A 13255-nucleotide genomic window follows, 5' to 3' on the forward strand; every position below is an offset into this window, starting at 1 on the left:
CTGGGTTTCCATCCAGCTATTCTCACGTCACTGGAGCTAAATAGATACCCCTTATAAAAACACAGCATCCAGGGTGCCACTGGAGCTAAGTGGATACCCCTTATATTTATACAGTTATGTCTCGCACCTTCACGGACAAGTCCGACATCCCCGCGCCGCCCGAAGAGGTCCGCATTCCGCTGCAGGCCATCCGTGGCCGGGGCGCGGCCACGGCCCTGGCTCACCGGTTTGCGCGCGATGTGCGCGAGGCGGCCGACGACGGCTGGGGCCAACTGCCGGGGGGTAACGATGCGGGCGACGATGCATCCGCCGCCCCTGCCGCCACCCGCGTGCATCTCGAAACCGCGCGCAGCGCCATCTGCGCCAACGACTCGCCAGACATCTTTTTTGAACTCTCGGTGAACCCCTACCGGGGCTGCGAACACGGCTGCATCTACTGCTACGCCCGGCCCACGCACAGCTACCTCAACTTCTCGCCGGGGCTGGACTTTGAGACGCAGATCGTGGCCAAACACAACATCGCCAGCGTGCTGCGGCACGAGCTGGCCCAGCCGCGTTATGTGCCGCGCCTGTTGAACATCGGCTCCGCCACCGATTGCTACCAGCCCGTGGAGCGCGAGCTGAAGCTCACCCGCAGCCTCATCGAGGTGATGCGCGACGCGCGCCACCCGTTTTCGCTCATCACCAAATCCAGCGGTGTGGAGCGTGACCTGGATTTGCTGGCTCCGCTCGCAGCGCAACGCCTAGCGGCGGTGTACGTCACCATCACCACGCTCGATGCCACGCTGGCCCGCCGCATGGAGCCCCGCGCCGCAGCGCCCCACCGGCGCCTGCGCACCATCCGCGCGCTGGCCGAGGCGGGTGTGCCCGTGGGCGTGAGCGTGGCGCCACAGATCCCCTTCATCACCGAAGACATGGAACAGGTGCTGGATGCTGCGCGCAACGCGGGCGCGCGCAGCGCCTTCTACACCGTGCTGCGCCTGCCGTGGGAGCTGGATACGCTCTTCCGCGAATGGCTGCAGGTGCACTACCCCCAGCGCGCCGCGCGCGTGATGGCCCGTGTGCAAGACCTGCACCACCTGAGCGACGCCGAGCGCCGCGCGGGCAAAACCTACAACAGCGACTTCGCCACCCGCATGAAAGGCACCGGCCTGTGGGCCGACCTGGTGCGCCAGCGTTTTGCCACCACCTGCCGTAAGCTGGGCCTGAACCGCGAACGCGTGGAGCTGGACCTGGGCCAGTTCCGCCCCGGGCTGCTGCAGGGGCAAAGCAGCCTGTTCTGACCCGGCTGTGTGGCGCAGTGGGTTGTAATTTGAATAAAAAATGGCCGCTTCCGCGCATCCGGTATGCCTCAATAGCTATCTAAATGATAGCAATTGAAGCAGGCTCTGCAAGCGCACGCCAGGGGCCACGTGTGGGCTGTATGCATCGCCCCCTCACACGGCCCACAGGCTTTGCACCACCTGCGTGTACAGCGGAATGCCCAGCACGATGTTGAGCGGAAACGTCAGCCCCAGCGACAGGCTCACATACAGCGACGGGTCGGCCTCAGGGATGGCATAGCGCACCACCGCAGGTACGGCGATGTAAGAGGCACTGGCCGCCAGCACCATCAGCAGCACCGCATCGCCTGCAGGCACCGCCACCAGCCAGGCCAGGCCCAGCGCCAGCGTGGCGTGGGTGATGGGGCCCAGCACCGCATAGGCCAGCAGCCAGGGCGACTGCTGGCGCACCGCAGGCAGGTTCCGTGCGGTCGATAGGCCCATGTCCAGCAAGAACAGGCACAGCATGCCCTTGAACAGATCACCCGAAAACGGCTGCATGGCCGCCTTGCCCGCATCGCCCGTCAGCAGGCCAATCAGCATCGCGCCCAGCAGCAGCAACTGCGTGCCATCGGTGAACGACTCGTGCAGGATCTTGCCCACCGACAGGTGCGGGCCGCCCTTTCCACTGACGTTGCCCGGGCCATGACCGCCCAGCGTGGCGGCGCCCCCGCCTGTCATCGTCACCACGGGCGGGGCGGCGGTGGCCATGGCCACCGCCTGCTGTTTTTGCCGCAGCGCATTGGCCAGCAGCACTGCGAGGATGATGGCGGGCGACTCCATCAGCGCCATCGCCGCCGCCATGTGGCCGCCGTAGGCGATGTGTTGGGACTCCAGGTACTGCGTGGCCGTCACAAACGTCACCGCGCTCACCGATCCATAGGTGGCTGCCACCGCCGCCGCATTGAAGCCCGACAGCACCCGCCGCAAGAGCGCATAGCCCACCAGCGGCACCACGATGGCCAGCAGCACCGCCAGCCCCAGGCTGGTGGCCACGTTGGACGTAAAGCCCGACGCCGCCAGCGCAAACCCGCCCTTGAGGCCCAGTGCCATCAGCAGGTAGATCGACAAGAACTTCGAGATCGCCGCAGGCATCTCCAGGTTGGACCGCACCAGGCCCGCAAACACACCCAGAGCAAAAAACAGGATCGCAGGGTCCAGCAAGCTTTGCATCATTCAACTCCTTGGGCGCCAATGCTATGCAGTGCAGGGTGCAAAGTAAAATCGATTCGAATGCGCTTATCTATAGATAAAAATCTATGAACATCACCTTTCGCCAGCTGCGCCTTTTTCTGGCGCTGGCCGAAACCGGCAGCGTCAGCGCCGCCGCCCGGGTCATGCACGTCACCCAGCCCACCGCCTCCATGCAGCTGCGCGAGGTGTCTCAGGCCGTGGGCCTGCCGCTGTACGAAGTCATCTCGCGCCGCGTGCACCTCACCGAAGCGGGGCATGCCCTGGCCCGCACCGCGCGCGCCATTGCGGGCGAGTGGGATGCGTTTGAGCAGCGGGTGTCTGGCGCCAAGGGCCTCACCAGCGGACGCCTCAAGGTCGCCGTGGTCAGCACCGCCAAATACTTTGTGCCGCGTCTGCTAGACAGCTTCTGCAAGCTGCACCCACAGATCGACATCTCGCTGGAGGTGCTCAACCGCGACCATGTCATCAACCGGCTGCGCAGCAACCTGGACGACCTCTACGTCATGTCCATGCCGCCGGCCGATTTGCCGCTGGAAGACCACATCCTCATGCCCAACCCGCTCGTCGTCATCGCCGCCGCAGGCCACCCACTCGCCGCGAAAAAGCGCGTCAAGTTCACGCAATTGCAGGCCGAGCGCTTCATCCTGCGCGAAAAAGGCTCCGGTACCCGTATGGCCACCGACGCGCACCTGCGCCAGCTGGGCTTTGTTCCCAGCGCCGTACTGGAGCTGGGCAGCAACGAGGCCATCAAGGAATCGGTGGAAGGCCAGCTGGGCGTCTCCATCGTTTCCCGCCACAGCCTCGGCCCCCACCACGAGGGTCTGGCCGTGCTCAACGTGCAAGGCTTCCCCATCCAGTCGCAATGGCACTTGGTCTGGCCCAAGGGCAAGCAGCTGTCACCGATTGCGGAGGTGTTCCGGGGGCACCTGATGGGCGAGGTGAAGGGGTGGATGGAAGGCCGGTGAGGGCGACGCTTCTGGTTTGAATGGCTGATATCGGCCACCCATGACCCCATCACCGACGTGGAGCCCTCTGCACAGCCGCATTCACTGATGGGCGTTGCAAGCCAGGCTTGGGTTCTGGCAGATCGCGGTCCAGCAGGCAGTCGATGAAAGCCGTCAATGCCGGTGAAGGATGGCGCCGATTGGAGTAGTACAGGAACAGGCCGGGCTTTGCCACCGACCAGTCGGCAAGCACCTGCACCAGCCGCCCCTGGGCAATGTGGTTGTCCACCTGCTCACGGTCAAATGCATAGGCAATGCCCAGGCCCTGCACTGCCGCAGCCACGCCCATGTCCGAGTGGTTGGTCACCAGCGGTCCTTCTGCCGCAATATCCATCCGTTTTCCTTTTTTCTCGAACTCCCAGCGGTAGGTCCGGCCATCCATCTGAAGCCGCCAGTTGATGCACGCGTGGCCGTGCAGGTCGGCGGGCGCCTTTGGCGTGCCGCGCTGCGCCAGGTAGTCGGGCGAGGCCACGGCAATCATCTTCACGTCCGGGGTCAGGCGCACGGCGATCATGTCTTTTTCCAGCCGCCCGCCCACGCGGATGCCCGCATCAAAGCGGCCCGCAACGATGTCGCTCAGCCCGTCGTCCACCACGATGTCCAGCACCACATCCGGGTGGGCCTGGTGGAACCGCCCAAGCCGTGGCGCGATGACCTGTGTGGCGGCCATGCCCAGCGTGTTGATGCGCAGCGTGCCCCCCATCTGGCTGGCCGACGCACTGGCTTCGGCCACTGCGTCGGCCATGTCCCGAAATAGCGGTGCCATGCGCGCATACAGCTGCGCCCCGGTGGCCGTGGGCGCCACACTGCGCGTGGTGCGGTTCAGCAATCGCGCGCCCAAGCGGGCTTCCAGCTGGCGAATCGTCTGGCTCAGCGCCGACGGCGACAGCCCCAGGTGCTCCGCCGCGCGCGCAAAGCTCGCGCGCTCGACCACGGCGGCAAAGGCCTTCAGTTCTGCAAAATCCGATCCGCGCATTCTGTATTTTTTTCTACATAGCTTATTCAAATTCTAGGCCATTCACTAATTGGTTCTGCAGGCGCATCCTGACGACTCCACCAACCCAACGACTAGGGGTGACCTGCATAACCCTCGCGAGGCGGTGGTAGCGCGGATCGGGATGGGGCACAAGGCGTCTTTTCTTGCCAATAGCCGCGCTATTGGCAAGAAAAGCAACGCAGTGGACCGCCCGAGACCGCGCTATCACAGACCGCAGGGAGTTGTGCAGGTCATCCCTAAACCAAGGAGATCGTCACCATGACCCCTTTGAGCCTCCCCGACCCCATTGCCGCCTACTTTGCGGCCGACCAACAAAAGAACGCTGAGGCCATTGCCCGGTGCTTCACTGCACAGGCCGTCGTCAAGGACGAGGGCCGCACCCATTCGGGCATCGACGCCATCAAGGCCTGGAAGGCCGCGGCATCGACAAAGTACACGTACACCACCGAACCCTTTGCGCTGCAGCAGAGCGACGGCCACCAGGTCGTCACCAGCCGCGTCGAGGGCAACTTCCCTGGTAGCCCGGTCGATCTGCGCTACCGCTTTCGCCTTGAGCGTGGCCTGATTGCGTCGCTGGAGATCACGGTATGAGCTTCGACCTAAAACTGCGCGGCCAGCGCGCACTCGTCACGGGCGGCACCAAAGGCGTGGGCGCTGCAGTGGTGCAGGCTTTGGTGGACGCCGGTGTGCAGGTGATGGCTACCGCGCGTTCAGCCCCTGCGCACCCGATTGGCGGCGTGCTGTACGTGCCTGCCGACGTCTCCACCGCAGAGGGCGCTGCAGAGGTTGCGCAGGCGGTGCTCACGCACTGGGGCGGCGTGGACATTCTGGTCAACGTGGTGGGCGGCTCCAGCGCGCCTGGCGGGGGTTTTGCGGCGCTGGACGATGCGCAGTGGTTCAACGAACTGAACCAGAACCTGATGCCCGCCGTGCGCCTGGACCGCGCTCTGTTGCCCGCCATGCTGGCTAAGGGCGCGGGCGTCATCGTCCACGTCAGCTCCATCCAGCGCGTGCTGCCGCTGCCCGAGTCCACCACCGCCTACGCCGCTGCCAAGGCGGCCTTGTCCACCTACAGCAAGGCCTTGTCGAAAGAGGTCACGCCACAAGGCGTTCGCGTGCTGAGCGTCTCGCCCGGCTGGGTCGAAACCGAAGCCGCCGTTGCCCTGGCCGAGCGCGTGGCCACCCAGGCGGGCACGGACTACGAAGGCGGCAAGCAGATCATCATGCAGTCGCTGGGCGGCATCCCGCTGGGCCGCCCCGCCAGACCGCAAGAGGTGGCCGACCTGATCACTTTTTTGGTGTCACCGCGTGCGGGAGCGATATCGGGCTCGGAGCATGTGATTGATGGGGGCACGGTGCCGACGGTTTAGAGGCGCAGCAATGCGGCTTGTCACATCAGCCCTCGTGGAACGCCGCGAACTGACACCCGGTTGAGCTGCGGTCCATCTTTACCGCACCCCTGCCAGGCCCCCGCCGCCGACAGCCCGCGTTATGGGGCAGTTGATGACGATATCGGTGACTTCGAGCGAGACCAGGCCTTTTTCTTCGGCAGCCAATAGCTCCTCCTCCGATGTCAGCTCGGGACCGGGATGGGGTCTCGTTCTCGTCACCAGGACGAGGCGCCACAGTGGGCTGTAGCTTCGGTCCGTGTTCGCAGCGCCTACGGGACGTGGTGCAGATTGAAAGACGCTGATCTGTTCGCCCTGCGAGAATTTGTACACACGCTCCAGCACCGAGGGGCGCGCGGCGATGGCGTCGCGCAGGCGAGGCACATGGTTCACACCGGCGGCCTCTGCCATGGCGCCGTCCGAGATGTCTGTCGTGATGTACTCCACCTGTCGCCCGTCAACCCAGGCACGGTGCAGTGGAAGTACCGTTTCTGTCCGTCCGGCATCAAAACGGGGCCCCGCGCATCCGATGAGCAGAACCACGGATGCAATGGCGATGGTGAGACGAATCAAGTGCGACGCTCCTGGTGAGGCTGAACGTTGATCCTGAGCAGCATGTGGTGGCTATCCGACGTGAGTCGGCTCGTGCGACGGATGGGAGTGCTGGCGCATGGTGCTGCCATTTTGCCCAAGCGACCTCTGACACCAAGAAGCAAAAAAACCCCGGCGAACGGAACCAGTCAGTGGGTTGAGGCTGTCGCGTCCCCGTCATAGGGCCTGCCTAAACCAACACATCCCGAATAGCCACGTCCTTGTCAAACTGTGCCTTGGCAAATGGGCACAGCGGGACCACTTTGGTACCCGTAGCCCGCGCCCACAGCACCAGCGCGCCCAGCAACTCGCGCCCGACACCTTGCCCGCTGAGTGATGGATCTACCTCGGTGTGGTCCACGATGACCATCGTGGCGTTGGTGCGGCTGTAGGTCATCTCGGCCAGGCGCTGGCCGCTGTTCTCGATGGTGAAGGCGCCTTTGGCGTCTTGTTCCTGGTGCTGGATGGTGTGCTGCATAGGGTGGGGAATGAAGCAGATGGAATAGGTGCCGGAGTATGGCGCAGCAGGTATTGCCGCCGCTGACCGACTGATGAATGGGTTGCTTCTTCGGTCGGTCGGCCAGTTCAGGTTTGCTGATGCTTTGGGTGCGAAGGCAGCGCCAAGCAGCATGCCGTCTTCCGCTACGCCTGACCAAATGCCTCCGACAGAAACTCTGCCGTGGCGCGGACGCGGGCGGTGCGCTGCAGGTCGGGGTGCATGACTTGCCAGACCTCGTAATCGGTGGCGCGGCGGCGTTGGGGCCAGATGCGGACCAGGCCTTCGCGCTCGCCCATCCACACCGGCATTTCACCCAGGCCAATGCCCGCTGCCACCGCCTTGCGCACCAGCAGGCTGGAGCGCACGGCCATGGCGATGCGGGCTTGGCGGGCGGGCACACCGGCCATGGTCAGAAACGGGCTGTGCTCCAGGTAGGGGCCATAGGCCACCAGGTGGTGGCCGCGCAGTTCGTCGTCGGGCACGGGTTCGCCAAAGCGCTCGATATAGCCCGCGCTGGCAAACAGGCCCACCGGCCATGACACCACGCGGCGCACGACCAGGTCGGGCGTCTCCGGGCGGACGTTGCGAAACGCTATGTCCACCTGCCTGCGGCTGAGGCTGAGCAACTGGGTGGAGACCTCCAGGTCCACACGGATGTGGGGCCAGTGCCGCTGCAGGCGCTCGACGGCGGGCAGCAGCAGGTCGATGGCGATGGAGTCGGTACTGGTGACGCGCACGATGCCGCCGGGGTTTTCGTCCTGGCCTTCGATTTTGGTGCGCAGGTCGAGGGCTGCGCTTTCCATGCGGCGGGCGGCTGCCAGGGCCGTTTCACCTGCCGGCGTGAGCAGGTATCCATCTTTGGCACGCAGGAACAGCTTGGCGCCCAGCTCGGCCTCCAGTGCATTCAGCCGCCGCCCCACGGTGGCTTGGTCAATGCCCAGGCTGCGCGCGGCGGCGCGCAAGGAGGGGGCTCTTGTCAGCGCGAGAAAGACGCGGGTGTCGTCCCAGTTCATGGTGGTATTCATCGGGTGGGAGTGATGCAATTTTGCATCACTACAGAGCGAAATTGCTGCGTTTGAATTGTGTGTTGGCGCTGTAACCTTGCAGGCCTGAATGACATTTTTGAGGAATGCAACCCATGCCCACCGCTTTGAGTGAACAACATCCCGCCACTGTGCAGACCGCCGTACCACCCACCATGCAGGCCATCGTGTTCGACGACTTCGGTGGGCCTGAGGTGCTGGTGGCCCGGGAGGTCCCGACCCCCGAGGTGCGTCCGCAGGACCTGCTGGTGCGCAACGCCTCCATCGGCGTGAACCGCGCTGATCTGTTGCACCGCAAGGGGGCTTACGGTCGCGCCTACTTCGGCGATGCGGACACCATGGGGCTGGAGATCGCGGGCACGGTGGTCGCGGTGGGCCCGTTGGTGCGCGGCTTTGCCGTGGGTGACCGTGTGATGGGCATTGTGGGCGGCGGGGCCTACGCCGAGCTGTCGCGCATCGACCACCGCATGGCCATGCATGTGCCGGAGGGCCTGGGCCTGGTGGCAGCGGGTGCGGTGGCAGAGGTGTTTGTGACTGCACACGAGGCGCTGTTCCACCTGGCCAACCTGCAGGCGGGCGAGTCGGTGCTGATCCACGCAGCCGCAGGCGGCGTGGGCTCGGCGGCGGTGCAACTGGCGAAAGCGGCGGGCGCACGGGTGTTTGGCACAGCAAGCGGTGACAAGCGCGATGCAGTGCTGGGCTTTGGCGCAGATGTGTTCATTGATTACCGCAGCGAGGACTTTGCGGCCGTGGTGGCGCAGGCAACGGACGGCAAAGGTGTGGACGTGGTGATCGACTTCATTGGTGCGCCATACCTGGAGCGCAACGTGCGGTCGTTGGCCGTGGGCGGGCGCATGGTGGCCGTGGGCTTGCTGGGTGGTGCGCAAGGCGCCACGTTGCCGATGGACGCCGTGCTGTACCGCCATCTGCAGATCTTTGGCACGGTGATGAAGTCGCGCGCGCCCGAGGTCAAGCAGGCCATGGTGCAGCGCTTTGCCGAGCGGTGGCTGCCTGCGCTGGCGGCCGGTGCGATCTGGCCGGTGATTGACAGCACCTACCCGTTGGCAGATGCCGCGCAGGCCCACAGTCGCATGGAATCTGGCGTCAACGTCGGCAAGATTCTGCTGCTGCCAGGGGCGGCGTGAGGCGCGCAGAAGTTCATTGTTGCGGTTGGGGCATGGCGCCCGGGCAGGCCCGACTCCGCGTCAGCCCGCCGCTCTGGCCGCCCCTGCCGCCTGTCGGCAACCTGCAAACATGTCCAGCCCCGCGCTGTACGCCCCGGTCTTCACATCCATCAGCCCCAGCACCGAGTGAAAGTAGTTGTCGTGGGTGATGCGCCGCTCGGCCAGCTCGTGCTGCAGGCAGCCGGTGGCGACCTGGGTGCGCGCCTGCATGGCGGGCGAGAGCCAGGTGATCCACGGCACATGCTTTTGCACGTCGGGCGCAATGGAGTAGGGCAGGCCGTGCAGGTAGAGGTTGTTCTCGCCCAGTGATTCGCCATGGTCTGCTACATAAATCATAGCTGTTTGCACTTTGCTATCCTGCGCTGTGAGCCATTTGAGCACTGAATCGAGGAAAAAGTCCGTCTCCACGACGCTGTTGTCATACGCGTTGACGACCTGCTGGCGCTCGCACTCCTGCAGGGAGGTGGATGTGCATTCGGGGCCAAACTTCTTGTTGTCGGGCGCCGAGCGTTTGTAGTACGCGGGGCCGTGGCTGCCCATCTGGTGCAGCACGACCACGGTGCCGCGCTGGCGCTGTTCCGCGGGCAGGGCGGCGATGCGGGTGTCCAGGTCTTGCAGCATCACGCGGTCCAGGCACTCGCCGCCGGGGCACAGGGCAGGGTCGGGCGTCGGGCTTTTTGGCGCGCTGGTGAGGGTCTCGCCAATGCGGTCGCACACGCCTTTGCAGCCGGACTGGTTGTCCACCCACAGCACGGCCAGGCCTGCGTGGTGCAGCACGTCAATGAGGCTTTCAAAGTTGGCAGCGCGCGCTTCATAGCCCGTGCGGCCCAGGTGCGAGAACATGCAGGGCACCGATGCTGCGGTGCTGGTGCCGCACGACCACGCATTGCGGGCGCTGACGAGGTCTGTGCGGGCCGCGAGCAGCGGTGTGGTGTTGCGCTCATAGCCGTTGATGCCGAAGTTGCCGCTGCGGCCGGTTTCGCCCAGCACCAGCACCAGCAGCGGGGGCTTGGCCTGGCCCGCATAGCTGGAGCCCAGCTGTGCATCGCGCCCCAGGGGCAGCAGCTTGCTGGTGTCCATGCGCAGGGGCTTGGTGGCGATGTTACCCAGCGCGTACACGCTGTTGAGCGGGTTGATCAGGTAGCGCAGCTTGGTGTGGTTGCGCATGGTCGATGCAAAGTCCTGGAACACCAGCAGCAGGCACACCACGATGACGGCGATGGCGCCCGCCAGCAGCAGCCCGTTGTGCGCCGCGTGGCGCAGGGTGCTCAGCCGCAACACGGGGCGGCGCAGCAGCCACCACAGCGGTGGCACGGCCAGCGCCAGTACGGTGGCCAGCATGCGCCAGTTGAGCAGGTCACCCGCCTCTTTGACGTCGGTTTGCAGCACGTTGGTGAGCATGCTGGCGTCAATGGCCACGCCGTAGGCCAGCATGAAATACGCGCCAAACGCAGCCATCACCACCAGCACGGTGGCGGCGGGCTTGAGCGTCCAGCGCCAGGCCAGCAGGCTCAGCAGTGCGGCATTGCCCGCTGCCACGATGAGCGCAAACGCGATGGCAAAGCCCCAGCCGCGCAGGCTGCCCTGGCCCGGCAACTGCGCCACCTCGCGCCACAGCGGCACATTGCAGGCCGTGGCCAGCCAGGTGCTGATGAGCACCACCACCCAGGCGGGGTGCAGGTGGCGTGTTGCGGTGGAAACGGGCCGGGGCGCGGTGCCCGTGGCCAGGTGGGGAAGCAGCAGGCGCTGCAGTATCAAAGGCATGGGGCGCACTGTGGCGCCCGAGGCTTAAGGCCGCATTAACGTTCGGATTGCGGCAGCAGGTTTCTGGCGTGGTGCGCCAGGTGGTCGGCCATGAAGGTCTGGATGAAGTAGTAGCCGTGGTCGTAGCCCGCGTGGCGGCGCAGGCTGAGCGGCTGGCCGATGGCCTGGCACGCAGCTTCGAACAGGTGTGGGTGCAGTTGGTCGGCCAGAAACTTGTCGGACAGGCCTTGGTCGATGAGGACGCCCGTAGGGTAAGGCGCGACCGGCTGGTGCTGCATGAGCACCGTGGCGTCGTGCTCGATCCAGCCCGTGCGGTCTGCACCTAGGTAGCCCGTGAAGGCTTTCTCACCCCATGGGCACTGGGTGGGCGCGCAGATGGGGGCAAAGGCCGACAGGCTCTGGAACCGGCCCGGATGGCGCAGCGCCAGCGTGAGCGCGCCATGCCCGCCCATCGAGTGGCCGGTGATGCCCAGGCGGGTGCCGTCGATGGGCAACTGGGCTGAGACCAGCGGCAGCAGCTCTTTCAGGAGGTAGCTCTCCATGCGCCAGTGGGTGTGCCAGGGCGCTTGGGTTGCGTCCAGATAAAAGCCTGCGCCCACGCCAAAGTCCCAGCTATCGGCCTCACCCAGCGCATTGGCCCCGCGCGGGCTGGTGTCGGGCGCAATGAGAGCCAGGCCCAGCTCGGCCGCCAGGCGCTGGGCGCCGGCCTTGACCATGAAGGTTTCTTCGGTGCAGGTCAGCCCCGCCAGGAAGAGCAGGGCGGGCACGGGCCCTTGCTGCGCCTGCGGGGGCAGGAACACCGAGAACTTCATGGGCAGCCCGATCTCGGAGGAGGCGTGCTGGTAGAAGCGCTGCTCGCCGCCAAAGCAGGCGTGGGTGCTGAGGAGTTCCAGGGAGGTGGTCATGGTGGATGCTCTGAAAATAATAGCTGCTAGCGCTTGATGGATAAGCGCTGGAGGTCTTTTTTGCTTGAATTGAAAATTGACCTTAGACCGAGCCCGTTTGCCCTGAGCCTGTCGAAGGGTTGGTGGTAAGGCGTGCCATGGCTTCGACAGGCTCAGCCCGAACGGGTAACGGGGCGTTCGGGCGTCTCAAACGCTGGCTGCTCTGCAGGGCTCAGGCCACTGCGTATTTAACGACGGAGCGTATCGACTTGCCTTCGTGCATCAAATCAAACGCTTCGTTGATGTCCTTGAGGCCCATGGTGTGCGTGACAAACGGCGCGAGCTGGATCTTGCCCGCCATCGCGTCTTCGACCATGCCGGGCAGCTCGCTGCGGCCCTTGACGCCGCCGAACGCCGTGCCCATCCACTTGCGGCCGGTGACGAGCTGGAAGGGGCGGGTGCTGATCTCCTGCCCCGCGCCTGCCACGCCGATGATGACCGACTGGCCCCAGCCGCGGTGCGCGCATTCGAGGGCGGCGCGCATCACGTTGACGTTGCCGATGCACTCAAAGCTGTGGTCCACGCCCCAGGTTGTCATCTCCACAATGACTTGCTGGATAGGCTTGTCATGGTCCTTGGGGTTCACGCAGTCGGTGGCGCCAAAGGTGCGGGCCAGATCGAATTTGGACGGGTTGGTGTCCACGGCGATGATGCGCCCGGCCTTGGCCAGCTTGGCGCCTTGAATGACCGCCAGGCCGATGCCGCCCAGGCCGAATACGGCGACCGTATCGCCCTCTTGCACCTTTGCGGTGTTCTTGACGGCGCCCAGGCCCGTGGTCACGCCGCAGCCCAGCAGGCAGACCTGCTCGGGGTTGGCGTTGGAGTTGACCTTGGCGAGCGACACCTCGGCCACCACGGTGTATTCGCTGAAGGTGCTGCAGCCCATGTAGTGGTAGATGGGCTGGCCGTTGTAGCTGAAGCGCGTGGTGCCGTCGGGCATCACACCCTTACCCTGTGTGGCGCGCACGCTCACGCACAGGTTGGTCTTGCCGCTCTTGCAGAACAGGCACTCCCCACATTCGGCGGTGTAGAGCGGGATCACATGGTCGCCGGGCTTCACGCTGGTCACGCCTTCGCCCACTTCCACCACGATGCCAGCGCCTTCATGGCCCAGCACCACGGGGAACAGGCCTTCGGGGTCGTCACCGCTCAGGGTGAACGCGTCGGTGTGGCACACGCCGGTGTCGGTGATCTTGATGAGCACTTCGCCCTTCTTGGGCGGGGCCACGTCGATCTCGACGATCTGCAGGGGTTCTCCGGCTTTGAAGGCGACGGCGGCACGGGATTTCATGGGGTGTTCCTTTCGGTCAATCGGATGGGGACGG

Annotated in this window: 13 protein-coding genes; 5 read left to right on the plus strand and 8 right to left on the minus strand. The window is 65.2% G+C overall.

Annotated features, from left to right (window positions below; translation table 11 throughout):
• The first annotated feature begins 116 nt into the window (after positions 1–116).
• Complete coding sequence (locus ACODS0_RS19175) at positions 117–1283, plus strand: PA0069 family radical SAM protein (RefSeq protein ID WP_488836520.1); 1167 nt, start codon at positions 117–119, stop codon at positions 1281–1283.
• Positions 1284–1436: 153 nt separating this feature from the next.
• On the opposite strand, the gene ACODS0_RS19180 is transcribed toward ACODS0_RS19175, so the two are convergent.
• Positions 1437–2495, minus strand: a complete 1059-nt coding sequence (locus tag ACODS0_RS19180) for a sodium-dependent bicarbonate transport family permease (protein WP_488836522.1) — start codon at positions 2493–2495, stop codon at positions 1437–1439.
• 86 nt (positions 2496–2581) lie between these two features.
• Here ACODS0_RS19180 and ACODS0_RS19185 point away from each other — a divergent pair, with 86 nt between their 5' ends.
• Positions 2582–3481 carry a LysR family transcriptional regulator gene (locus tag ACODS0_RS19185; RefSeq protein WP_488836524.1) on the plus strand — a complete coding sequence of 300 codons (900 nt, stop codon included), beginning with the start codon at positions 2582–2584 and terminating at the stop codon, positions 3479–3481.
• Between the two features lie 49 nt (positions 3482–3530).
• Here ACODS0_RS19185 and ACODS0_RS19190 read toward each other — a convergent pair whose 3' ends face one another.
• Entirely contained in the window at positions 3531–4496 is a 966-nt protein-coding gene (locus ACODS0_RS19190; RefSeq protein WP_488836526.1) for a LysR family transcriptional regulator, read from the minus strand.
• A 279-nt stretch (positions 4497–4775) separates the two neighbouring features.
• On the opposite strand from ACODS0_RS19190, the gene ACODS0_RS19195 reads away from it, so the two are divergent.
• Positions 4776–5108 (plus strand): nuclear transport factor 2 family protein, encoded by a 333-nt coding sequence (locus ACODS0_RS19195; RefSeq protein ID WP_431152381.1) that lies wholly within the window; start codon positions 4776–4778, stop codon positions 5106–5108.
• Positions 5105–5887: an SDR family oxidoreductase gene (locus ACODS0_RS19200; RefSeq protein ID WP_488836528.1), complete on the plus strand. Its 783-nt coding sequence runs from the start codon at positions 5105–5107 to the stop codon at positions 5885–5887. The genes ACODS0_RS19195 and ACODS0_RS19200 overlap by 4 nt, the downstream gene beginning before the upstream one ends.
• A 78-nt stretch (positions 5888–5965) precedes the next feature.
• Here the strand turns inward: ACODS0_RS19200 and ACODS0_RS19205 are convergent, their stop codons facing one another.
• The 3 genes from ACODS0_RS19205 to ACODS0_RS19215 all read right to left on the minus strand — a co-directional run bounded on the left by ACODS0_RS19205 (position 5966) and on the right by ACODS0_RS19215 (position 8008).
• Complete coding sequence (locus ACODS0_RS19205) at positions 5966–6478, minus strand: DUF7482 domain-containing protein (RefSeq protein WP_488836530.1); 513 nt, start codon at positions 6476–6478, stop codon at positions 5966–5968.
• A 208-nt stretch (positions 6479–6686) separates the two neighbouring features.
• Positions 6687–6974 carry a GNAT family N-acetyltransferase gene (locus ACODS0_RS19210; protein ID WP_488836532.1) on the minus strand — a complete coding sequence of 96 codons (288 nt, stop codon included), beginning with the start codon at positions 6972–6974 and terminating at the stop codon, positions 6687–6689.
• A gap of 164 nt (positions 6975–7138) precedes the next feature.
• The gene (locus tag ACODS0_RS19215; RefSeq protein ID WP_121422633.1) at positions 7139–8008 is read right to left on the minus strand and encodes a LysR family transcriptional regulator; all 870 of its coding nucleotides are present in this window, start codon (positions 8006–8008) and stop codon (positions 7139–7141) included.
• A 185-nt stretch (positions 8009–8193) separates the two neighbouring features.
• Between ACODS0_RS19215 and ACODS0_RS19220 the strand changes: the two genes are divergently transcribed.
• Positions 8194–9183, plus strand: a complete 990-nt coding sequence (locus ACODS0_RS19220; RefSeq protein WP_488836679.1) for an NAD(P)H-quinone oxidoreductase — start codon at positions 8194–8196, stop codon at positions 9181–9183.
• 60 nt (positions 9184–9243) lie between these two features.
• Here ACODS0_RS19220 and ACODS0_RS19225 read toward each other — a convergent pair whose 3' ends face one another.
• The 3 genes from ACODS0_RS19225 to ACODS0_RS19235 all read right to left on the minus strand — a co-directional run bounded on the left by ACODS0_RS19225 (position 9244) and on the right by ACODS0_RS19235 (position 13221).
• Complete coding sequence (locus ACODS0_RS19225; protein ID WP_488836534.1) at positions 9244–10986, minus strand: phosphoethanolamine transferase; 1743 nt, start codon at positions 10984–10986, stop codon at positions 9244–9246.
• Between the two features lie 35 nt (positions 10987–11021).
• A complete protein-coding gene (fghA, locus tag ACODS0_RS19230; protein ID WP_488836536.1) occupies positions 11022–11891 on the minus strand; it encodes an S-formylglutathione hydrolase in 870 nt (289 codons plus the stop codon).
• Positions 11892–12102: 211 nt separating this feature from the next.
• Positions 12103–13221, minus strand: a complete 1119-nt coding sequence (locus ACODS0_RS19235; RefSeq protein ID WP_121419456.1) for an S-(hydroxymethyl)glutathione dehydrogenase/class III alcohol dehydrogenase — start codon at positions 13219–13221, stop codon at positions 12103–12105.
• Positions 13222–13255 lie beyond the last annotated feature (34 nt).

The sequence above is a fragment of the Acidovorax sp. FG60 genome (assembly GCF_057808995.1).

What these genes read in the sequence shown, in the direction of transcription:
- ACODS0_RS19180 (WP_488836522.1), bottom strand. Translation starts at nt 2,495, where the DNA reads ATGCAAAGCTTGCTGGACCCTGCGATCCTGTTTTTTGCTCTGGGTGTG.
- ACODS0_RS19200 (WP_488836528.1), top strand. Translation starts at nt 5,105, where the DNA reads ATGAGCTTCGACCTAAAACTGCGCGGCCAGCGCGCACTCGTCACGGGC.
- ACODS0_RS19210 (WP_488836532.1), bottom strand. Translation starts at nt 6,974, where the DNA reads ATGCAGCACACCATCCAGCACCAGGAACAAGACGCCAAAGGCGCCTTC.
- ACODS0_RS19185 (WP_488836524.1), top strand. Translation starts at nt 2,582, where the DNA reads ATGAACATCACCTTTCGCCAGCTGCGCCTTTTTCTGGCGCTGGCCGAA.
- ACODS0_RS19235 (WP_121419456.1), bottom strand. Translation starts at nt 13,221, where the DNA reads ATGAAATCCCGTGCCGCCGTCGCCTTCAAAGCCGGAGAACCCCTGCAG.
- ACODS0_RS19195 (WP_431152381.1), top strand. Translation starts at nt 4,776, where the DNA reads ATGACCCCTTTGAGCCTCCCCGACCCCATTGCCGCCTACTTTGCGGCC.
- ACODS0_RS19190 (WP_488836526.1), bottom strand. Translation starts at nt 4,496, where the DNA reads ATGCGCGGATCGGATTTTGCAGAACTGAAGGCCTTTGCCGCCGTGGTC.
- ACODS0_RS19225 (WP_488836534.1), bottom strand. Translation starts at nt 10,986, where the DNA reads ATGCCTTTGATACTGCAGCGCCTGCTGCTTCCCCACCTGGCCACGGGC.
- ACODS0_RS19220 (WP_488836679.1), top strand. Translation starts at nt 8,194, where the DNA reads ATGCAGGCCATCGTGTTCGACGACTTCGGTGGGCCTGAGGTGCTGGTG.
- fghA (WP_488836536.1), bottom strand. Translation starts at nt 11,891, where the DNA reads ATGACCACCTCCCTGGAACTCCTCAGCACCCACGCCTGCTTTGGCGGC.
- ACODS0_RS19215 (WP_121422633.1), bottom strand. Translation starts at nt 8,008, where the DNA reads ATGAACTGGGACGACACCCGCGTCTTTCTCGCGCTGACAAGAGCCCCC.
- ACODS0_RS19175 (WP_488836520.1), top strand. Translation starts at nt 117, where the DNA reads ATGTCTCGCACCTTCACGGACAAGTCCGACATCCCCGCGCCGCCCGAA.